Below are 21,694 nucleotides of genomic sequence, written 5' to 3'. Positions count from 1 at the left end.
CATATGTGTATTAAGAACATCCAGTATAATTAAGGAGAGAAAGAAATGAACGAAATTATTAAGAACATTGAGTCCGCTCAGCTGAAAGCTGAAGTACCGCAGTTCCGCGTAGGAGACACAGTAAGAGTACACGCACTGATCAAAGAGGGAACACGTGAGCGTGTTCAGATCTTCGAGGGTACAGTACTTAAGAGACAGGGTGGAAGCACAAGAGAGACTTTCACAGTAAGAAAGAGCTCCAACGGTGTTGGTGTTGAGAAAACATGGCCGCTTCATTCCCCACATGTAGTTAAGGTTGAGGTTATCCGTCATGGTAAAGTACGCCGTGCGAAACTGAACTACCTGAGAGATCGTGTAGGTAAAGCTGCTAAGGTTAAAGAGCTTGTAAAATAATTTCATAAGTAAAGAGGCAGGGACAATAACATTTGCTATTGTCCCTCTTTTTACATCAGTGCGTATGCGTGTAAAGACACATACAGGGGATAGAATATGGGATTAAATAAGAAGATTAATATCGAAAATCTGAAGGAAAACAGAGCTGTTTCCGAAGCAAGGGAGAAGCTTCGTGATGACAGGACAAGAGGAATCGTGAAATGGGTGTTTGAAATTATTGTGACCCTGGTTTTTGCTGTGCTGGTTGCAATCTCTGCATTTCAGACTGTGACATTGCAGGAAAGTGCCATGGAACCCACGTATTCTGTAAATGAAAAGTTTTTTGTAAACAGGGCTTTATATAAGGTCAGTTCACCAAAACGTGGAGATGTGATCGTTTTTAAAACAAGCGCCAGTGACTCGGCAGCCCTGCATATCCGACGTGTGATCGGCCTTCCCGGGGAGACTGTTCAGGTTAAAGACGGGAAGATCTATATCAACGGCAAGGTTTATGAAGAAAACGGAGCTTATCAGGATATGACAGATGGAGGACTTGCAAATAGTGCTATAACTCTGGAAAGCGAGGAATATTTTGTCCTTGGTGATAATCGCAATAACAGTGAGGACAGCCGCTTCAGCGATATAGGAAATATCAGTAAGAAGTACATTGTCGGGAAAGTTTGGTTTACAGTTTCTCCGAAAAATAAAATAGGTTTTATAAAATAGATCAAAGTAAACAGATTAAAGTATAGATAAATGAGGTGAATTATGAACGTACAGTGGTATCCAGGCCATATGACGAAGGCGAAGCGTCAGATGCAGGAAGATATCAAGCTGATCGATCTGATCATTGAGCTTGTAGATGCAAGAGTTCCTCTTTCCAGCCGAAATCCGGATATTGATGAGTTGGGAAAAAACAAGGCGCGTATGATCCTTCTCAACAAAGCAGATCTTGCCGATGAGAGACAGAACCGTGCCTGGATGGAATATTTCAAAGAAAAAGGAATCTATGCGGTAAGTATTGATTCCCGCAATAAGGGATCTATGAAGGCCGTTTCTGCGGCAATCACAGAGGCATGTAAGGAAAAGACAGAGAGAGACCGGAGACGAGGAATCAAAAACCGTCCGGTACGTGCGATGGTTGCAGGAATCCCTAATGTTGGAAAATCAACATTTATCAATACCTTTGCAGGAAAAGCCTGTGCCAAGACTGGTAATAAACCAGGAGTTACAAAAGGAAAACAGTGGATACGTCTGAATAAAAGTGTGGAGCTTCTGGATACCCCTGGAATTCTCTGGCCGAAATTTGAAGATCAGGAAGTTGGAATGCGTCTTGCCTATATCGGTTCGATCAAGGACGATATTCTGAACATCGAAGAACTTGCCCTGGGTCTGATCGGATATCTGCAGGAGTTTTATCCGGCAGCGATCAGAGAGAGATACAATGTAGAAGAAGAGCTGAAACCGCTGGATATCCTTACTGCAGTTGCGAAAGCAAGAGGATGTCTGAAAAAGGGCGAAGAGCTTGATTATGAGAAAGCATCCCGCCTTTTGCTGGAAGAATTTCGTTCCGGAAAACTGGGAAAAGTGACTCTTGAGTTTCCAAAAGAACCGGAGGAAGCGTAATGGAAACAATGAAAGATATCAAGGCGCGTTTTGCGTCAGCGAAGGAGGGCGAATATAACGCCCTTTTTCGTCATTATGAAAATGATGAGAGAAGCGGTGTACAGAAACTGATCCAGCAGTATCACAAAAAGCTTCAGGCTCTGGAGGATGAGCGTGTACGTACAGAGAGCATGAAGAAATATGAACATGAATATGAGCATCTTGGATATCTTTGCGGGATCGATGAGGTGGGAAGAGGCCCTCTTGCCGGACCGGTAGTCGCCTGTGCGGTGATCCTTCCGAAAGACTGCGATATTTTATGGCTGAATGATTCTAAAAAGCTTACAGCTAAGAAGAGAGAAGAATTGTACGATGTGATCCTGGAGGGAGCAGTTTCTGTTGGAATTGGAATGGCAAGTCCGGAGAGGATTGATGAGATCAATATCCTGCAGGCAACCTATGAGGCAATGCGTCAGGCAGTGAGCAGGCTTTCTGTACAGCCTCAGCTGCTTTTGAACGATGCGGTTACCATACCGGAAATCCAGATTCCGCAGGTACCCATCATCAAAGGTGATGCAAAAAGTGTATCCATTGCGGCAGCAAGTATTGTTGCCAAAGTGACCAGAGACCGGATGATGGAAGAATATGATAAGGTTCTTCCGGAATACGGATTTGCCTCCAATAAAGGATATGGTTCTGCAGCGCATATTGAAGCACTGAAGAAATATGGACCAAGTCCGATACACAGAAAAACGTTTATCACACATTTATCGTAAAAATACTTAAGATACCGACATCAAAAACAGAAAGGTTTTGTTTATCTGAAGGAAAATAGAAGACAGAAGGGCAGCTATTATGAAGGAATTGCTGCAGCGTTCCTGGAAGAAAAGGGGCTGCAGATCAAGGAAAGAAATTTTCGCTGCCGAAGTGGTGAGATCGATCTTGTTGCGCAGGATGGAAGATATCTGGTGTTTATTGAAGTGAAATACAGAAAGAACGGAAAGAGTGGAAATCCTTTTTCAGCGGTAGGGAGAGAAAAACAGAGGATCATCAGCAAAGTGGCAATGTTTTATCTGATTGCACATGGATACCGGGAGCTGCCTCCCTGCCGTTTTGACGTAGTAGGAATTGATGGAGAGAACATCCACTGGATAAAAAATGCTTTTGATTTTTGCAGTTGAAAGGACTGGTCACATAAGATGAAAATAAAATGGTATAAAGATAAACAGCTAATGAATGTAAATCAGAAGAACGAGGTTACCTGGCTTACATATCCTGCTTTTGAGAAATTTTCCGGAATCGTACATGGCTTCAGTACCCGTCTGGGAGGAGTAAGCCAGGGGATTTATGAATCTATGAACTTAAGCTTCACAAGAGGGGATGAAGAGTCTGCGGTGCGGGAAAATTACCGCAGACTTTCTGCTGCTATGGGATTTTCCATGGAAGATATCGTAACCTCTGATCAGACACACACCACCAATGTACGTGTGGTCACGGAAGAAGACAGAGGAAATGGGATCACAAAACCAAGACCTTATACGGATGTGGATGGAATGATCACCAATGTGCCGGGACTGGTGCTGGCAACGTTTTATGCGGACTGTGTACCACTTTTCTTTATAGATCCGGTACATAGAGCTGTGGGATTATCTCATTCCGGCTGGAGAGGTACTGTAGGAAAGATCGGAAAAGTGACGGTGGAGAAGATGACTGAGGAATTTCAGACAGATCCTTCAGAGCTTTATGCAGCCATTGGTCCTTCTATCTGTCAGGATTGCTATGAAGTCAGTGAAGATGTGATCGATCAGTTTAGAGAGGCGTTTGAAGAAAAATACTGGGATGTGCTTTTCTACAGAAAACCAGATGGGAAATACCAGCTGAATCTGTGGGAGGCGAACCGAAGGCTCTTTCTGGATGCAGGCATAAAAGAAGAGCGGATCTCAATGCCGGGCATCTGCACCTGCTGTAATCCGCTCTTTCTTTACTCACACAGGGCTTCTCACGGGAAACGTGGAAACCTGGGAGCATTTATTACTGTTCGTTGACTTTTTTCATGAGATCCATGATCTTTTCGTTGCTGGAACGAACCTTCTCGACAGATACATCATGATTGATGATATCGATGATACTTGCAAGATATTTGCTCATGTTTGCTTCGATATAGTATGGACGGTCAAGAAGCTCAGGAATACGATAGTTAAGGTTGGTTGTGATGACTCTGTCCAGCCAGCCTTTTTCGTAATATTCATCAAATTTGGCTACGCCATCTGTAAACAGACCGTAGGTTGTGCAGACGAATACACGTCCGGCTTTACGCTCTTTGAGCTGACGGGCAACATCCAGCATGCTTTCTCCGGAAGAGATCATATCGTCGATGATGACAACATCTTTGCCCTCTACGGAATCTCCGAGGAATTCGTGAGCAACGATCGGGTTCTTTCCGTTGACCACGGTGGAGTAATCACGGCGTTTGTAGAACATACCCATATCGACTCCAAGGATATTGGAGAAGTATACAGCACGGGACATGGCACCTTCATCCGGGCTGATGATCATGAGATGATCATTGTCAAGCTTGAAATCAGGGACATTTTTGACCAGTGCTTTCAGGAACTGGTATGTGGGGAAAAAGTTATCAAAGCCCTTCAGCGGAATAGAGTTCTGTACACGTGGGTCATGAGCATCAAAAGTAATGATGTTGGAAACACCCATGGCACTTAACTCGCGAAGTGCAAGTGCACAGTCAAGAGATTCTCTCTTGGTGCGTCTGTGCTGACGTCCCTCGTAAAGGAATGGCATGATAACGTTGATGCGGTGTGCTTTACCGGTGGCTGCGGAGATGATTCTCTTCAGATCCTGGTAATGGTCATCCGGAGACATGTGGTTCTCATGACCGCATACGCTGTAAGTAAGGCTGTAATTGGTCACATCTACCATGATATAAAGGTCTGTTCCGCGGACAGATTCCTTGATGTAACCCTTACCCTCACCGGTTCCGAAACGTGGGCATTCGCAATCTACAAGGAAAGATTTTTCTGCATATCCCTGTGGGATAATGGTGGATTTCTTGGCGGCTACAAGTTCTTTACGGAATTTAACCAGCTTTTTGTCAACCTCCTCGGCCAGTTCGCGGCATCCGGCAAGTGCGGCGATTCGGATCGGGGCAACAGGCATAGACTTTTCCAGCAATTCTATGTTTGGCATAATATTCCTCCTAAGTGTATGTCATTAAAAATTCTCAGTCTATTTATAACATCAGACCCACGTGTCAGTCAAGGTGTTTTCTCAAAGTGTTGATTTTTAAGAGCAAAGTTGTTATTATATACGGGATAGAAAAGGGAGATAATGATGAAATTAAGAAAGCATATGATTTCCAGGGTGCTGCCCGACAGTATTGCCGAGGAGCTGGGGCTGGAGCCGGGAGACAGACTTGTGTCTGTAAACGGACAGCCTGTGGAAGATGTCTTCGATTACCGGTATCTCATGAATGAAGAGCTCGTGGTGCTTCTGGTAGAGAAGCCTGATGGTGAAGAGTGGGAGCTGGAGGTAGAGAAGGAATATGAGGAAGACCTTGGAATAGAATTTGAGAACGGAGGACTGATGGATGACTATCGCTCCTGTTCAAATAAGTGTATGTTCTGTTTTATTGATCAGATGCCGCCAGGTATGCGCGAGACGCTGTATTTTAAGGATGATGATTCCAGGCTTTCCTTTCTTCAGGGAAATTATGTTACGCTTACCAATATGAGTGAGAAGGATATTGAGCGTGTGATCCGCTATCATCTGGAACCGATCAACATTTCGTTCCAGGCAATGAATCCGGAACTCAGGTGTAAAATGCTGCATAACCGTTTTGCAGGAAAAGCTCTGGATAAGGTGGATATGCTGTACAATGCAGGAATCACCATGAATGGACAGATCGTACTGTGTAAGGGTGTCAATGACGGAGACGAGCTGGAATACAGCCTTGAAAAGCTTTCCGCTTATGCGCCGGTCCTTCAGAGCGTTTCTGTTGTACCGGTAGGACTTACCAAATACAGAAAAGGTCTCTATCCTCTGGAGCCTTTTAATAAGGAAGATGCTGAAAAAGTCCTGGGGCAGATCGCACGCTGGCAGAAGAGCATGATGGAGAAATACGGGATCCATTTTATCCATGCTTCAGACGAATGGTATATTCTGGCAGACAGGGAGCTTCCCTGTGAGGATGAATATGATGGATATCTGCAGCTTGAGAATGGCGTGGGAATGCTCAGACTTCTGGAAACGGAAATAAAAGAAACGCTGGAGGGGCTTTCCGGTGACGACCGTAAGGTGACAGGCAGGATCGCCACAGGAAAACTGGCAGCGCCTTTTATCGCACGCTATATAAAAGAGATCCAGAAGAAATATCCCAATGTGCAGATTTCAGTCACAACCATCGAGAATCGTTTTTTCGGTGAAAAGATCACAGTGTCCGGTTTGATCACAGGGCAGGATCTGAAAGAGCAGCTTTCCGGTCTTGACCTTGGAGAGAAGCTTCTGATCCCATGCAGCATGCTGAAAGGTGATGAGGAGATTTTTCTGGATAACATGACGCTGGAAGAGCTTTCGGAAGCACTGAATACAGAAATTGTAATCGTAGACACAGGAGGACGTGATCTGGTGGAAGCCGTGATCTACCCTCCGGAACATAAACAAACAAGAAGGAGACAAATTTATGAGCAAACCAGTAGTAGCGATAGTGGGAAGGCCTAATGTAGGCAAATCCACTCTGTTTAACGCTCTGGCAGGTGACAATATTTCCATAGTAAAGGATACACCAGGAGTAACCCGTGACAGGATTTATGCAGATGTCACATGGCTTGACAGGACATTTACTCTGATTGATACAGGCGGAATCGAGCCGGACAGCAGCGATATCATCCTCTCCAGAATGCGAGAGCAGGCACAGATCGCCATTGATACGGCAGACGTGATCATTTTTATCACAGATGTCCGCCAGGGTCTTGTGGATTCCGATGCCAAGGTGGCAGATATGCTCCGCCGCAGCGGCAAGCCGGTACGTCTTGTAGTTAACAAGGTAGACAGCCACCAGAAATATATGATGGACGTATATGAGTTTTACAATCTTGGAATCGGAGAACCGATCCCGATTTCCGCAGCTAACAGACAAGGCCTTGGAGATATGCTGGATGAGGTGATCAAAGAGTTCCCGGATAAGAGTGAAGAGGAAGATCAGGATGATATTCCGAAGATCGCCATTGTAGGAAAGCCGAACGTGGGAAAATCTTCTCTGATCAACAAGCTTCTCGGAGAGGAGCGTGTGATCGTATCCAATATTGCAGGAACCACACGTGATGCTATTGACACAAAGGTTACCTGGAACAAAAAAGATTATATTTTTATCGATACTGCAGGACTTCGACGCAAGGGTAAGGTAAAAGAAGAAATCGAGCGCTATAGTGTTATCCGTACTGTGACAGCTGTAGAGCGTGCAGATGTGGTTGTAGTTGTGATCGATGCCTCCGAGGGCGTTACCGAGCAGGATGCTAAGATCGCGGGAATCGCCCATGACAGAGGAAAGGGTATCATCGTAGCGGTAAATAAATGGGATGCCATTGAGAAAAATGACAAGACCATCTACAAGCATACGGAAAAGATCCGTCAGATCCTTTCCTTTATGCCATATGCACAGATCATCTTTATCTCTGCAAAAACAGGCCAGAGACTTCCAAAGCTTTTCGAAAATATTGATACAGTTATCGAAAATCAGACACTTCGTATCCAGACAGGTGTTCTTAATGAGATCCTTTCTGAGGCAGTCGCTCTTCAGCAGCCGCCGTCTGACAGAGGAAGAAGACTGAAGATCTTCTATATGACACAGGTTGCGGTAAAACCGCCGACATTTGTTATCTTTGTCAATGACAAGGAACTGATGCATTTTTCCTATGTAAGATATCTGGAGAACAAGATCAGGGATGCTTTTGGATTTTCCGGAACTTCCCTGAAATTTATCATCCGCGAGCGCGGGGAAAAGGAATAAAAGTATGGAACGTATTATTTGTCTTGTTATCGGTTATGTATGCGGGCTTTTTCAGACAGGCTATATTGTTGGAAAAGTCCACAAGACAGATATCAGAAAGCATGGAAGCGGGAATGCGGGTACTACGAATGCCTTCCGGACCTTTGGAAAGAAGGCGGGAGCGATCACCCTGCTGGGAGACTGCCTGAAGTGTGTACTGGCTATCGTGATCGTAAGAATGGTTTATGGAAATTCCATGAATGTTATCCTTCCGCTTCTTACCCTTTATGCAGCATTGGGATGTATCCTTGGCCACAATTTTCCGATTTCTATGGAATTTCGCGGTGGAAAGGGAATTGCTGCTTCTGTGGGTATGATCATTGCTTTTGACTGGCAGATATTTATTGTATGTGCAGCTGTCTTTTTTGCGCTGTTCTTTATAACTCATTATGTATCACTTTGCTCTCTCAGTGCATATGCGGTGGCTTTTATCCTGGTCCTTGTTTTTGGACATATGGGAAAATATGGGATGGATCAGGCGCATACGGTTGAGCTTTATATCGTGATGGCGGTTCTTACAGCAATGGCGTTCTACAGACACAGGGCAAACATTGTAAGACTGTTTCATGGAACAGAGAATAAGGTGTTTTTAAGCAGTAAGAATAAAAAATAAGAGGTAAGATTTATGGCAAAAATCAGTGTACTGGGTTCGGGGAGCTGGGGATTAGCCCTGGCACTCCTGTTGCATAATAATGGCCATGAAGTCCTTCTTTGGTCAGCAAGACCGGAGAATGCCCGGAAACTCCGGGAAAAAAGAGAAAATCCTGACAGGCTTCCGGGGGTACGGCTTCCGGATGAAATTGATGTCCTGACAGATCTGGAGCGTGCGCTTAAGGATGTGGATGTAACAGTTCTGGCAGTAGCTTCCCCGTATATCCGGAGTATTGCACACAAGATGGCATCGTTTGTGTGCAGGGATCAGAAAATCGTCAATGTTGCTAAAGGTATTGAGGAAAAGACACTGAAAACACTCAGCGAGGTGATCGAAGAAGAAATCCCGCAGGGTAATGTAGCTGTACTTTCCGGTCCAAGCCATGCGGAAGAAGTAGGGCGCGGACTTCCTACAACCTGTGTGATCAGCGCACATACACAGGAAACTGCGGAATACCTTCAGAGTATTTTTATGAGCCCTGTGTTCCGCGTGTATACAACACCGGATATCCTTGGGGTGGAACTTGGCGGAGCACTGAAAAATGTGATCGCACTGGCAGCAGGTACTGCCGACGGCCTTGGATATGGAGATAATACCAAGGCGGCACTGATCACCAGGGGAATCACGGAAATAGGAAGGCTTGGTAAAAAAATGGGGGCGCAGATGGAAACCTTTTACGGCCTGTCCGGGATCGGCGACCTGATCGTGACTTGTGCAAGTAAGCATAGCCGTAATCGAAAGGCCGGATATCTGATCGGCCAGGGATATACGATGGAAGAAGCTATGAAAGAAGTGCAGATGGTTGTGGAAGGTGTTTATTCTGCAAGAGCTGCAAGAGAACTTGCGGAGAAATATGAGGTGGAGATGCCTATCATAACGGAAGTGAACCGCGTACTGTTTGAAGGAAAATCAGCAGCGGAAGCAGTAATGGACCTGATGCTGCGTGATAAAAAAGTGGAAACGCCCATGCTCCCGTGGGAAAATGCGTGAGCGGATCAGCTAAATATTTCCGGGTTTCAGATATGTGAAATGCTAAGCTGGGAATAACAGGATCGCCGTATCAACTGAAAAGAAAAAATAAAAAGATATCTGCCAGACGATCACTTATGATCTGACAGATATCTTTTTTGCATTATTATGGAAATTAAAACTGAATATCACGGAGATCTTCTGGAACATGAGAAGTATGCAGATCTTCGTTCAGTGTATCGATGATCGCCATATCTTCATCCTCGATATTGAAGTCAAAGATGTTTCCATTACTGCGGATTCGTTCCGGGTTGATGGATTTCGGAATGACAGAAATTCCCTTCTGTATTGCCCAGCGAAGCCCGATCTGTGCAGGAGTCCTGGCATATTTGGTCCCCAGAACACACATTACATCATTATCAAAATATGCACCTCTTGCCAGAGGAGCATAAGCCTGTACCTGAATACCGAAAGCCTTGCAGTATTCGATCAGTTCAGCAGGGTAACACAAAGGATGGCACTCGATCTGGTTTACCGCAGGAATAACCCCGGATATCTTACGGAGCTCTTCCAGATGCCGGATATCAAAATTACTGACGCCGATACTTAAGGCACGTCCAGATTCCAGAATGGATTCCAGCTCTTTCCAGGTGCTCAAATAGCAGCCGGGAACCGGCCAGTGTATCAGATAGAGATCTACATAACTGACTTTCAGACGGTCGAGACTACGGGAAAAAGCTCCCTGGACATCGCCGAGACGCTGCGCATTGTTCCAGATTTTGCTGATGATGAAAAGATCCTTTCTGGGAACTCCGCATTTGGCAATGGCACGTCCAACGCTTTCTTCATTTTTATAAACAGAAGCGGTATCGATCATGCGGTAGCCGGCGGAAATAGCAGAAGTGACTGCTGCTTCGGCCTGTACGTCATCGGGCAACTTGTATACGCCAAGCCCCAGAAGAGGCATTTCTCTGTCGTTGTTCAGAAAAACAGTTTCTTTCAAAATAATTCCTCCTTGTATGTTCTGCTTTCCATGCTTTTGCTATTATAGCACAAAAATATGAAAGAATCACATCAATTATATTACAAAAGTGATAAAGCTTAGAGTTGGACAGACGTGCAGACTGAGTAATAAGTTGTGGTTTGAAGAAACTAACTTCGTTAAAAATGAAACAATCGAGTTAATTTACTGTCAAAGTTTTTGGAAAAATAGGAAAAACAGCATATAATTTTGGCTATATTTTATAATTATTTTCTTGATAATAACAGTGAAAAGATGTATAATGAATTTAATTGATAAATTCTTGTCATGAGAGTGTCCGCCCGGCGGATACAGGAAAGGGGTATTTATGCATTTAATCAAAGATGAGAATGGCAATCTTGTTCAGCATGGACATGCAGACAGCCATGAACATACACATGAGCACACCCATGAGGACGGTGTGACTCACAGCCATACACACAGCCATGCGGAAGGAGATAACCATTGTCATACACACGGTGATGGACACTGCGGTTCCTGCGAGAACGGTGACTGCAAGAATGAGACTGTAGCACTTCTTACCTACATGCTGCAGCATAACGAGCATCATGCCGCAGAACTTGATCAGATGGCTGACAATCTTAAGAAACTTAACATGGATGCAGCTGCGAAGACGATCAAAGAGGCAGTTGCAGATTTTCAGAAAGGCAATATGAGACTTGGACTTGCCCTTACACTTGTTAAGGAAGAGCTGAAATAAAAACCGACAGAACAGTTTTGACAGCATAGTGGTTAAATGATGCCACTTATTTGGAGGAATGATTATGTGTCTTGCAACAGTATATAAGGAAGAAGATAATTCTGTGATCTTTAAGAATGTAAGCCGGATTGATGTGGACGGAAATAAATTGATCCTTCGAGATATCATGGGAGATGAGCGCGAGGTAGAAGGCAGTATCCTTATGGTGGATCTTGCAAACAGCATCGTGAAACTGCAGTGTGACTGATACAAATATGTGGAGGGACGATCAATGAAATTATCTGAAGCAATGAGAGAAAAAATGCTGCTTTCCTTTGAACTTTTTCCGCCAAAGACAGAAAAAGGTATGGCAAACCTGCCGGGGACCATTGAACATCTCATGAAGTATAGACCGGAGTATATTTCCTGTACATACGGTGCAGGCGGCGGAAATGTCGGTGCCAACAGGGAAGTATGCCAGATGATCAGGAATGCAGGAACTGTTCCTGTAACACACTTCACAGTGATCAAGAACACAAAAGAAGGGATCAGACAGCAGTTGGAACAGTATCTGGCAGATGGCGTTAACCATATGCTGGCACTTCGCGGAGATATTCCACTTGGTGAGACAACAACCTGCGGAGACTTCAATTATGCGACAGACCTTGTTAAATTTGTCCGTGATGAATTTGGCGATAAGTTCGAGATCGCAGTAGCCGGTTCACCGGAAGGCCATATCGCATGCAGAAGCTTGGATGCTGATATTGCTGTTTTGAGACAGAAACAGGACAATGGTGCTGATTATATCATGACCCAGCTCTGCTGGGATATGGAACAGTTTAAATACTGGTTGGACGCTATCCGCGAGGCTGGAGTGACAATGCCTGTAGATGTTGGTGTAATGCCGATCCTGGATCAGGCAGCTACCATTAATATGGCTCTTTCACGTAACGGCTGTGTAATGGACAGTGAGCTTTGCAGGCTGATCTCCAGAAACTGGCTGTTCCCGAATCCGTTTAACGCTAAAGATGCTGATGGTAAACCATTTGACATGTTCTATGAGGACAAGGTTAAACGATTCAAAGAAGAAGGAATCGAATACACCATCAGACAGATCGATGAGTATCGCGCTCTTGGTGTTGACGGTATCCATCTTTATGCATTAAACAAATGGAAAGATGTATCCGAGATCATTGACAGATCCGGACTTCGTACACTTATCTAATCATCAACGAAATAAATAAGAATTCCGGCACGATGCGGAGGTGTCAGAACAGTATCAGGCACCTCCCTTATGCGCCGGCATAACAGATATAAAATCAGGAGGTACCCGTTTTATGGCACATGTTATTGCAGTCGCCGGAAAAGGCGGCGTTGGAAAAACTACATTATGCGGAATGCTGATCCAGTATCTTTGCGAAAAGAAAAAAGGACCTGTACTGGCTGTAGATGCAGATGCCAATTCAAATCTGAATGAGGTTCTTGGCGTAGAAGTAGATACGACTCTTGGCGATGTCCGCGAGGAGATCGCACATGCTGAGATAGCAGAGGAAAGCCCGATCCCCAAAGGAATGTCCAAGGCAGATTATGCGGAGGTACGTTTTGAGGATGCTCTTGCAGAGGAAGATGATTATGATCTTCTTGTGATGGGAAGAACACAGGGAAAAGGCTGCTATTGCTTTGTAAATGGTCTGCTTCAGGCGCAGCTTGCCAAATACCAGAAAAATTATCCGTATATTGTTGTGGATAACGAAGCCGGAATGGAACATATCAGTAGAGGAATCCTTCCGAGCATGGAGACAGCAATTCTTGTAAGTGACTGCTCCAGAAGAGGCGTTCAGGCAGTTGGCAGGATCGCAGAACTTATTAAGGAATGCGATATGAAGCCTTCCAGAGTAGGTCTTATTATCAATCGCGCGCCAAAAGCAGAACTGAATCCAGGAATCCTTGAGGAGATCCGGAATCAGGGACTCGATCTGATCGGTGTGGTACCACAGGATGAGGCAGTTTATGAATATGACTGCGACGGGAAACCGACTGTTACTCTTCCTGAGGATAATCCGATGCGAAAAGCAGCTTTTGAAATTTTTGATAAATTAGGTTTATAACGAAATATAAACCTTTTTTTAAAAAAGAAAATAACCCATGGGTGGGGATGGGTTCCTGCCCTGGGCTTATTATAAAAAGAAAAATAAAAATAGATGTGCTATTAAAGGAGGTCTATAATGAGTGAATTCAAATTAACTACAGTGGAGGAATTTGAAGCCGCTACAGCCCGTCTTCTCGAGACAGGTGCAAAGGTAGGAGCAGATGCATGGCAGATCCGTGCAAAGAACCAGACTCCGCACTGTAAATTCGGTGAGCAGGGTATCTGCTGCCGTATCTGTGCAATGGGACCGTGTCGTATTACACCGAAGGCTCCAAGAGGAGTCTGCGGATGTGATGCCCATGGTATCGTAGGAAGAAACTTCCTTAAATTTACAGCCGGTGGTGCAGCTACTCACTCCGATCATGGTCGTGAGATCTGCCATACACTGTACTGTGCAAAAGAGGGCGGAAATTATCAGGTAAAAGATCCTGAGAAACTGCTTCGCATCGCTAAAGAGTGGGGCGTGGAAACAGAAGGCAAGGATATCTATGATCTGGCTCATGAGATGGCTGAGATCGGTCTTATGGAATATGGTAAACCGTTCGGATATCAGAGATTCCTTGACAGAATGCCTGCAGGACAGAAAGAAAAACTGATCGAGAACGAAATCGCACCACGTGCTATCGACCGTGAGGTTGCAAGCTCCCTGCATATGTCTCATATGGGATGTTCATCTCTTCCGGAGGCACTTGTAAAACAGTCTCTTCGCTGCGGTATGGCTGATGGATGGGGCGGTTCCATGATGGGAACAGAGTTCTCTGATGTATTATTCGGAACTCCGAAGCCACTTGATACAGAGGCTAACCTTGGAGTAATGGTTGAAGAGAACGTAAACATTGTTGTACACGGACATGATCCGAGTCTTTCTGAGATGATCTGTGAGTATGCAGACAGCAAAGAAATGATCGATTATGCAAAATCTGTAGGAGCAAAAGGAATCACCGTTTCCGGTGTGTGCTGTACTTCTAACGAGGTAGCTATGCGTCGTGGTGTTCCGATGGCTGGTAACTTCCTGCAGCAGGAGAACGTAGTACTGACAGGTGCCTGCGAGGCGATCGTAGTTGATGTTCAGTGTATCTTCCCTGCATTAGGACCTCTGAGCAAATGCTTCCATACTAAATTTGTTACAACTTCTCCGATCGCTCAGATGCCGGATTCTGAATTTATCAGATTCAACGCTGAGACAGCAGGAGAAAATGCAAAAGCAATCGTTAAGATGGCTATCGATAACTTCAAGAACAGAAAACCTGAGCTTGTACATATCCCACAGCTGAAACAGAAAGCTACTGTTGGTTATTCAGTAGAAGCGATCGTTAAAGTTCTTGATGGTGTTACAAACTCTCAGGTTGATGTAACAGGAACAACCAAACCATTACTTGAGTGCATCACTTCCGGTGTTATCCGTGGTGCTGTCGCTATGGTTGGATGTAACAATCCTAAGATCCGTCCTGACTATGCACATATCGAACTGATGAAGAAGTGTATCGCAAATGATATCATTATCATCGCTTCCGGATGTTCCGCACAGGCAGCTGCTAAAGCTGGTCTGATGGACAAATCCGCAAGAGATCTCTGCGGTGCAGGTCTGAAACGTGTCTGCGAGCTGGCTGATATCCCACCAGTACTTCATATGGGATCCTGCGTAGATATCTCCCGTATGATGATCCTGGCTGCTGAACTTGCAAAAGATTCAGGACTTCAGATCAATCAGCTTCCTGTAGTAGGATGTGCTCCTGAGTGGATGTCTGAAAAAGCTGTATCCATTGGTAACTACGTAGTTGGTACTGGTATTGATACATTCCTTGGTGTTGATCCATATGTTTCCGGTTCTTCAGAAATGTGCGAGCTTCTTACAGAGGGAACAAGAAAATGGACAGGTGCTGCTTATACAGTAGAGACAGACATCGAGAAATTAGTTGATCTTATGATCGAGAGAATTGAAGAGAAGAGAACAGCATTAGGAATCTAATCCGTTACGATCTTTAAAATGTTATAAAAGGTGGAAGACGTAAAATGAAAATAGCAGTAACCGGTAAAGGCGGAGTAGGAAAGACAACTTTCGCAGCAACACTTGCAAGACTATACGCAGATGAGGGAAAAAAAGTCCTTGCGGCGGATGTGGATCCGGATGCGTCTGTCCTGAACATGTGATGCTTAAAAGAGTGATCAATAACCTTGTGATCCACAGAGATGATGTGGTGATCATGGATATGGAGGCCGGCCTGGAGCATCTGGGCCGGGGCACCACGGAGAGCATGGATGAATTTATTGTAGTGATCGAACCAGGGGCAAGAAGTGTACAGACATATAAGAATGTTAAACGTCTTGCAAAGGATCTGGGAGTTTCTCAGGTTAAGGTCGTGGCCAATAAGGTAAGAAATCCGGAGGATGAGGAATTTATCCGGAGTAAGATCCCGGCAGAGGATCTGCTTGGAATGATCCACTATAATACAGAAGTTATAGATGCTGATCGTCAGGGGAAATCTCCCTACGATTTCAGTGAAACTGTAACAGCTGAAATCAGAAAAATCAAAGACAAAATTGATCAGAATTCAATTCTGTAAAAATAGGAGGTATTACAGTGACTTTATTTGATAGAGTATTCGGCGGAAACGATGCTGTATATGGTTTAACAGAGGGTGCTATTGACGGCGCAATCGCTCAGTATGGCGAAGACAAAGCTGTCAGCTTCCCGAATACCGCTTACAGCCTTCCTTGCTACTATGCTGTAACAGGAACAAAAGTTACAACATTAAAAGAATTAAAAGAAGCTCTTGGCGTTGTAAAAACACTTATGACAAGAGAGAAAAGACTGAACGATGCATTCATGTCCGGTGTTGCTACAGCACTCTGCGCAGAGTTCATCGAGGTTCTGAAATATATCGACGGAGCAACTCCTTATGAAGAGCCATGCTATGGACATCTTGGTGATGCTGTTATCCGTGAGCTCGGTGTACCGCTTGTAACAGGCGATATCCCAGGCGTTGCTGTTATCCTTGGTGCTGCTCCTACTACAGAAGAGGGTGTTGCTCTTGTAAAGAGCTATCAGGCACAGGGTATCCTGGTAACACTTGTTGGCGGAATTATTGATCAGGTTGCAGAAGCCGGAATGAAGACAGGTGCCAACGTTCGTGTTATTCCTCTTGGAAAAGATGTTACATCTGTTGTCCATGTAGTTTCCGTTGCGATCCGTGCAGCTCTGATCTTCGGTAACGTAACACCTGGAGATGCAGGAACACTTATGAAATACACAATGGATCGTGTACCGGCATTTGTTAACGCATTCAAACCTCTGGATGATGTGATCGTAGCATGCGGTGCAGGCGCTATCGCACTTGGATTCCCGGTTGTTACAAATGAGACAGAGAATATCTTCCGTGTACCGAAGAGCCTTATCGTTCAGGAGGACGTAAGCAAATTTAACGCTACTTCTCTTGAGGCGCGTGATATTAAGATCAAGATCACAAATATCGATATTCCGGTTGCTTTCGCATCTGCATTCGAGGGTGAGATCATCCGTCGTAAAGACATGCAGGTTGAGTTCGATGGTTCCCGTGTAGACTGTGCAGAGCTTGTACAGACCTGTGATGCTTCTGAGATCGAGGATCACAAGATCACAGTAATCGGACCTGAAGTAGATGAGATGGAATTCGGCAGCAAGAACAGCATTGCATATGTTGTTAAAGTTGCAGGTAAGAATATGCAGGCTGATTTTGAGCCGGTTATCGAGCGTAAATTCCACAACTATATCAACTGTATCGAGGGTGTATACCATACAGGACAGCGTGATATGCAGCGTATCCGTATCAGCATTGATGCATTTAATGCAGGCTTCAGAATCAAACATATCGGTGAGGTTCTTTATGCATCTGTTAAGAATGAGTTCGATGCAGTTGTTGATAAATGTGAGGTTGTTATCTATACAGATCCTGCTGAGTGTACAAGAATCCGTCATGAGGTTGCAATTCCGATTTTTGACAAACGTGATGAGCGTCTTGATACTCTGACAGATGAGTCTGTTGACGTATATTACAGCTGTATCCTTTGCCAGGCATTCGCACCAAGCCACGTATGTGTAGTAACACCTGAGAGACTTGGTCTTTGCGGTGCGGTTTCATGGCTGGATGCAAAAGCTACACATCAGCTTGACCCGGCTGGTCCTTGCCAGATCATCACAAAAGAGCGTCCGATCGATGAGAATCTTGGTGCTTATGAGGACGTTGATGAGGCAGTTCAGAAATTCTCCCAGGGTGCTCTGGAGCACGTTACCCTGTACTCCATCATGCAGGATCCGATGACTTCCTGCGGATGCTTCGAGTGTATCTGTGGTATCGAGCCATTCTCCAACGGTGTTGTTATTGCTAACCGTGAGTATGCAGGCATGACACCACTTGGAATGACATTCCCTGAGATGGCATCCATGACAGGTGGTGGAGTTCAGACACCTGGATTCATGGGACATGGTAAACATTTCATTTCCTCCAAGAAGTTCATGAAGGCTGAGGGCGGTATCGAGCGTATCGTATGGATGCCGAAAGAACTGAAAGAATTCGTAGCTGACAGACTTAATAAGACTGCAAAAGAGCTTTACGGAATCGATAACTTTACAGACATGATCGGTGATGAGACGATTGCAGAAGATCCGGAGACACTGGTTGCATTCCTTACAGAAAAAGGACATCCGGCTCTCGGACTTGATCCGATGATGTAATTTATCCGGGAGAAAGGATGTGCGGACATCCTTTCTCCTGTAAACTGTTAAAAAGTTTGTCGATTTTTTAACGGAAATATAGTGCTGCATCTTGCCAATAACTGGTGCTATGTAGTATAATATAAGAAGCTCTGTAGTTTTTAATTATTATTTTTAAGGAGGCTAACGAAAAATGCCGTTTAATCAGAAACCACAAAAGTTCAATGCAAAGATTAATGCTGTCACAATCGGAAGCGGAGATAAGACTGTGACAATTGGTGGGGATTGTACATTCCCATTTTATTCCTTTGACGCAGAGTCAGAGAACTGCCCGAAGATCGGTGTAGAGATCTCTGATATGGGCCTTGAGGGCGTATCTGAAGGTATCAAAGCTTACTATGAAGGTGCTACTACAATGGCTGACATTGCTAAGAAAGCTGAAGCTATGGAGGGTGCTGACTTTGTTGCACTTATTCTTGAGGGCGGCGACCCGAACGGTGTTAACAAATCTATCGATGAGCTGATCGCAGTTGTTAAAGAAGTTGCAGATGCAGTTGACTGTCCGCTGGTTGTAGAGGGCTGCAAGAATGTTGAGAAGGATGCAGAGCTCCTTCCGAAGGTTGCAGAGGCTCTTCAGGGCAGAAATGCACTGATCCTTTCCGAGAAAGAGGAGAACTACAAAGCGATCGGTGCAGCAGCAGGTCTTGCTTACAATCAGATCGTAGGCGCTGAGTCTGCCGTTGATATCAACCTTGCTAAACAGCTTAACGTTGTTACTACACAGCTTGGTGTAGATGCAAAGAAGATCGTTATGAATATCGGTAGTGCAGCAGTTGGTTATGGATATGAGTACGTAGTATCTACTATGGACCGTATCAAAGGTGCCGCGTTAGGCCAGAATGATAACATGCTGCAGATGCCTATTATTACACCTGTATCCGCTGAGACATGGAATGTTAAAGAGGCAATGGCTTCCGAAGCAGACATGCCTGCATGGGGACCACAGGACGAGCGTGGAATCGACATGGAAGTTGAGACAGCAGCAGCTGATCTTGCAGCTGGTTCTGATGCAGTTATCTTAAGACATCCGGAATCTGTTAAGACAATTTCCAAGCTGATCAAAGCACTTGCGTAATAAATAGGAGGATAAAGAGCTATGGCACTGAATGGTATTCAGATCTTTAAATTAACACCAAAGAAAAACTGTAAGGAATGTGGATGCCCTACATGTATGGCTTTCTCTATGAAAGTTGCACAGGGCGCTATGAAAATTGAGCAGTGTCCACATATGTCAGAGGATGCATTAGCATCTCTTTCTGAGGCAACTGCACCGCCAATGAAAACTATCAAAATCGGAACAGGCGATGGAGAGTTTACACTTGGTGGCGAGACTGTTCTTTTCAGACATGAGAAGACATTTGTAAGCAAAACAAGATATGCCGTATCACTTTGCACATGTATGAGTGATGAAGAAGTAGAAGCAAAACTTGCAGAGATCCCACACGTTGACTATGATCGTATCGGTGAGAGAATGCATGTAGAGCTTGTTTATGTAAACTGCGATGAGAATGCAGATGCTGCAAAATTTACAGCACTTGTAGAGAAGGCTAAAGGTCTTGGAAAAACACTGATCCTTGGCTGTACAGATCCTGAGATCGCAAAAGCTGCCCTTGAAGTATGTAAGGACAGCAAACCGGTTCTTAACGGAGCAAACGCTTCCAACTACGAGGCAATGAGCAAGGTTGCTACAGATGCAGGCGTAGTTCTCGGTGTATCCGGTAAGGACATCAATGAATTATATGATACTACAGCAGCTATTGAGAAACTTGGCAACAAGAATCTCGTACTTGATACAACAGGAGCTGACATCAAAGAGACCTTTGCAAATACTGTACAGGTTCGTCGTGCAGCTCTTAAGAATCAGGACAGAACATTTGGTTATCCTTCTATCGTTAACCTTGTTAAACTTGCGAAGGGTGACAAACATTTACAGGCAGCACTTGCTTCCATGTTTACTATGAAATATGGTTCTATCATCGTTATGGAGCAGATGACATATGCAGAGGCACTTCCGCTGTTCGGACTTCGTCAGAATGTATTTACAGATCCTCAGAAGCCAATGAAGGTAGAGCCGGGTATTTATCCTCTGAACGGAGCAGACGAGAATTCTCTCGTTGTAACAACAGTAGACTTTGCTCTTACATATTTCGTAGTATCTGGCGAGCTGGAGCGTTCCGGTGTTCCGCTTAACCTAGTGATCAATGATGCAGGCGGACTTTCCGTACTTACATCCTGGGCAGCAGGTAAATTCTCCGGAAACAGCATCTCCGAGTACATCAAAGAGAATGTTGAGCCGAAGGTTAAATGCAGAAGACTGGTTATTCCTGGTAAAGTAGCAGTTCTTAAGGGCGATCTTGAGGCTAAGCTTCCTGGATGGGAGATCATCGTAGGACCAAGAGAAGCAGTACAGCTTGTGAAATTCTTAAAAGACCTTGATGCATAAATTTAAGGTTTAAGAAATCAGCTGTCCGGTAATAGCGCCGACAGTTATAAGCGGTTGTGCAGGTTTGCTGCACAGCCATATCCTACTAATATGTAAAGGAGAACACGAGTATGGCAAAATTTGTAACAATTGGGGAGAGACTTTCAACAACAGCACCGGCAGTAAATAAAGCATTTACTGAGAGAGATCCTGAGCCGATCATCAAAAGAGCAAAACAGCAGCTTGATGCGGGCGCTACATATCTTGATGTAAACATCGGACCGGCTGAGAACGATGGAGAGGACCTTATGAAATGGGCAGTACAGCTCCTTCAGTCTGAGTTTGACAATGTTCCGCTTGCTCTGGATACTACAAATCAGAAAGCTATTGAGGCTGGTATTTCCGTATACAACAGAAGTAAGGGAAAACCGATCGTAAACTCTGCAGATGCTGGAGACAGAATTTCCAATATCGACCTTGCAGCAGCTAACGATGCGATCTGTATCGCACTTTGCTCTTCCGGTATGGTTGCATCAGACAATGACGAGCGTATGATGCACTGCCAGAACATGCTTGAGAGAGGTCTTGGCCTTGGCATGGAAGCAGAGGATCTCTGGTTTGATCCGCTTTTCCTTGTTGTAAAAGGAATGCAGGACAAACAGATGGAAGTTCTTGAGGCAATCAAGATGTTCTCCGAGATGGGTCTGAACTCCACTGGCGGTCTTTCCAACAACAGTAACGGTATGCCAAAACATATCCGTCCGATCATGGACTCTGCTCTTGTAGCAATGGCTATGATGAATGGTCTTACATCTGCAATCGTTAACCCTAACGACCTTCGTCTTATGGAGACAATCAAATCCTGTGACGTATTCAAGGGTAACACACTTTACGCAGATTCTTACCTTGAGATCTAATTTGGCGTGTGAACAAAACAGGAGCGCTGTTTCAGAGGCTGGGGGCTTCGGCCTTCAGCCTCTTTTTTACTAATAT

Annotated in this window: 21 protein-coding genes and 1 pseudogene; 20 read left to right on the top strand and 2 right to left on the bottom strand. The window is 44.7% G+C overall.

From position 1 onward, the window contains the following. The first annotated feature begins 45 nt into the window (after positions 1–45). The 6 genes from rplS to pgeF all read left to right on the top strand — a co-directional run bounded on the left by rplS (position 46) and on the right by pgeF (position 4,022). Positions 46–393, top strand: a complete 348-nt coding sequence (gene rplS / locus V9W66_RS02055) for a 50S ribosomal protein L19 (RefSeq protein WP_015525316.1) — start codon at positions 46–48, stop codon at positions 391–393. 96 nt (positions 394–489) lie between these two features. Continuing rightward, a complete protein-coding gene (gene lepB / locus V9W66_RS02050) occupies positions 490–1,098 on the top strand; it encodes a signal peptidase I (RefSeq protein WP_144095325.1) in 609 nt (202 codons plus the stop codon). A 42-nt stretch (positions 1,099–1,140) separates the two neighbouring features. After that, on the top strand, positions 1,141–1,998 hold the full coding sequence (gene ylqF, locus V9W66_RS02045; RefSeq protein WP_144095323.1) for a ribosome biogenesis GTPase YlqF: 858 nt from the start codon (positions 1,141–1,143) through the stop codon (positions 1,996–1,998). Next, positions 1,998–2,753: a ribonuclease HII gene (locus V9W66_RS02040; RefSeq protein ID WP_144095321.1), complete on the top strand. Its 756-nt coding sequence runs from the start codon at positions 1,998–2,000 to the stop codon at positions 2,751–2,753. The genes ylqF and V9W66_RS02040 overlap by 1 nt, the downstream gene beginning before the upstream one ends. 45 nt (positions 2,754–2,798) lie before the next feature. After that, entirely contained in the window at positions 2,799–3,158 is a 360-nt protein-coding gene (locus V9W66_RS02035) for a YraN family protein (protein WP_144095319.1), read from the top strand. An 18-nt stretch (positions 3,159–3,176) separates the two neighbouring features. Beyond that, positions 3,177–4,022, top strand: coding sequence for a peptidoglycan editing factor PgeF (pgeF, locus tag V9W66_RS02030; protein WP_144095317.1), 846 nt, complete (start codon positions 3,177–3,179; stop codon positions 4,020–4,022). On the opposite strand, the gene V9W66_RS02025 is transcribed toward pgeF, so the two are convergent. Continuing rightward, on the bottom strand, positions 4,009–5,181 hold the full coding sequence (locus V9W66_RS02025) for a ribose-phosphate pyrophosphokinase (protein ID WP_015525311.1): 1,173 nt from the start codon (positions 5,179–5,181) through the stop codon (positions 4,009–4,011). The two genes, pgeF and V9W66_RS02025, sit on opposite strands and share 14 nt — an antisense overlap. Before the next feature lie 144 nt (positions 5,182–5,325). Between V9W66_RS02025 and V9W66_RS02020 the strand changes: the two genes are divergently transcribed. From V9W66_RS02020 to V9W66_RS02005, 4 genes are read left to right on the top strand one after another with little or no spacing between them, the layout of a single operon-like run. Beyond that, positions 5,326–6,711, top strand: coding sequence for a DUF512 domain-containing protein (locus V9W66_RS02020; protein ID WP_144100361.1), 1,386 nt, complete (start codon positions 5,326–5,328; stop codon positions 6,709–6,711). Next, positions 6,674–7,999 (top strand): ribosome biogenesis GTPase Der, encoded by a 1,326-nt coding sequence (gene der, locus V9W66_RS02015; protein ID WP_015525309.1) that lies wholly within the window; start codon positions 6,674–6,676, stop codon positions 7,997–7,999. The genes V9W66_RS02020 and der overlap by 38 nt, the downstream gene beginning before the upstream one ends. A 4-nt stretch (positions 8,000–8,003) precedes the next feature. Next, positions 8,004–8,651 (top strand): glycerol-3-phosphate 1-O-acyltransferase PlsY, encoded by a 648-nt coding sequence (gene plsY, locus V9W66_RS02010; protein ID WP_144095315.1) that lies wholly within the window; start codon positions 8,004–8,006, stop codon positions 8,649–8,651. A gap of 12 nt (positions 8,652–8,663) precedes the next feature. Beyond that, positions 8,664–9,680, top strand: a complete 1,017-nt coding sequence (locus V9W66_RS02005; RefSeq protein ID WP_144095313.1) for an NAD(P)H-dependent glycerol-3-phosphate dehydrogenase — start codon at positions 8,664–8,666, stop codon at positions 9,678–9,680. 154 nt (positions 9,681–9,834) lie between these two features. Here the strand turns inward: V9W66_RS02005 and V9W66_RS02000 are convergent, their stop codons facing one another. Beyond that, positions 9,835–10,662 (bottom strand): aldo/keto reductase, encoded by an 828-nt coding sequence (locus V9W66_RS02000; protein WP_186290108.1) that lies wholly within the window; start codon positions 10,660–10,662, stop codon positions 9,835–9,837. A gap of 346 nt (positions 10,663–11,008) precedes the next feature. On the opposite strand from V9W66_RS02000, the gene V9W66_RS01995 reads away from it, so the two are divergent. The 10 genes and pseudogenes from V9W66_RS01995 to acsE all read left to right on the top strand — a co-directional run bounded on the left by V9W66_RS01995 (position 11,009) and on the right by acsE (position 21,618). After that, positions 11,009–11,401, top strand: coding sequence for a hypothetical protein (locus tag V9W66_RS01995; RefSeq protein ID WP_021650179.1), 393 nt, complete (start codon positions 11,009–11,011; stop codon positions 11,399–11,401). Positions 11,402–11,465: 64 nt separating this feature from the next. Then, positions 11,466–11,648, top strand: coding sequence for a CooT family nickel-binding protein (locus V9W66_RS01990; protein ID WP_118369144.1), 183 nt, complete (start codon positions 11,466–11,468; stop codon positions 11,646–11,648). A gap of 24 nt (positions 11,649–11,672) precedes the next feature. Next, entirely contained in the window at positions 11,673–12,605 is a 933-nt protein-coding gene (locus tag V9W66_RS01985) for a methylenetetrahydrofolate reductase (RefSeq protein WP_144095311.1), read from the top strand. Positions 12,606–12,717: 112 nt separating this feature from the next. Beyond that, positions 12,718–13,488 carry a nucleotide-binding protein gene (locus V9W66_RS01980; protein WP_144095309.1) on the top strand — a complete coding sequence of 257 codons (771 nt, stop codon included), beginning with the start codon at positions 12,718–12,720 and terminating at the stop codon, positions 13,486–13,488. Between the two features lie 117 nt (positions 13,489–13,605). Next, entirely contained in the window at positions 13,606–15,498 is a 1,893-nt protein-coding gene (gene cooS, locus V9W66_RS01975) for an anaerobic carbon-monoxide dehydrogenase catalytic subunit (RefSeq protein ID WP_119240556.1), read from the top strand. A 44-nt stretch (positions 15,499–15,542) separates the two neighbouring features. Continuing rightward, positions 15,543–16,093 (top strand): annotated as a pseudogene (locus V9W66_RS01970) (nucleotide-binding protein). A gap of 17 nt (positions 16,094–16,110) precedes the next feature. After that, the gene (gene acsB, locus V9W66_RS01965) at positions 16,111–18,240 is read left to right on the top strand and encodes an acetyl-CoA decarbonylase/synthase complex subunit alpha/beta (RefSeq protein WP_144095307.1); all 2,130 of its coding nucleotides are present in this window, start codon (positions 16,111–16,113) and stop codon (positions 18,238–18,240) included. A 172-nt stretch (positions 18,241–18,412) separates the two neighbouring features. Continuing rightward, positions 18,413–19,354: an acetyl-CoA decarbonylase/synthase complex subunit delta gene (gene acsD / locus V9W66_RS01960; protein WP_144095305.1), complete on the top strand. Its 942-nt coding sequence runs from the start codon at positions 18,413–18,415 to the stop codon at positions 19,352–19,354. 21 nt (positions 19,355–19,375) lie between these two features. Continuing rightward, a complete protein-coding gene (gene acsC / locus V9W66_RS01955; protein WP_118753227.1) occupies positions 19,376–20,722 on the top strand; it encodes an acetyl-CoA decarbonylase/synthase complex subunit gamma in 1,347 nt (448 codons plus the stop codon). Between the two features lie 110 nt (positions 20,723–20,832). Then, the gene (gene acsE, locus V9W66_RS01950) at positions 20,833–21,618 is read left to right on the top strand and encodes a carbon monoxide dehydrogenase/acetyl-CoA synthase methytransferase subunit (protein WP_015525295.1); all 786 of its coding nucleotides are present in this window, start codon (positions 20,833–20,835) and stop codon (positions 21,616–21,618) included. The last annotated feature ends 76 nt before the right edge of the window (positions 21,619–21,694 follow it).

It is taken from the genome of Blautia massiliensis (ex Durand et al. 2017), assembly GCF_051861785.1.
GTDB classification, from domain to species: Bacteria; Bacillota; Clostridia; order Lachnospirales; family Lachnospiraceae; genus Blautia_A; species Blautia_A luti_A.
The sequence above is the reverse complement of the archived record's forward strand: the minus strand, read 5'-3'. Positions and strand labels throughout refer to the sequence as shown.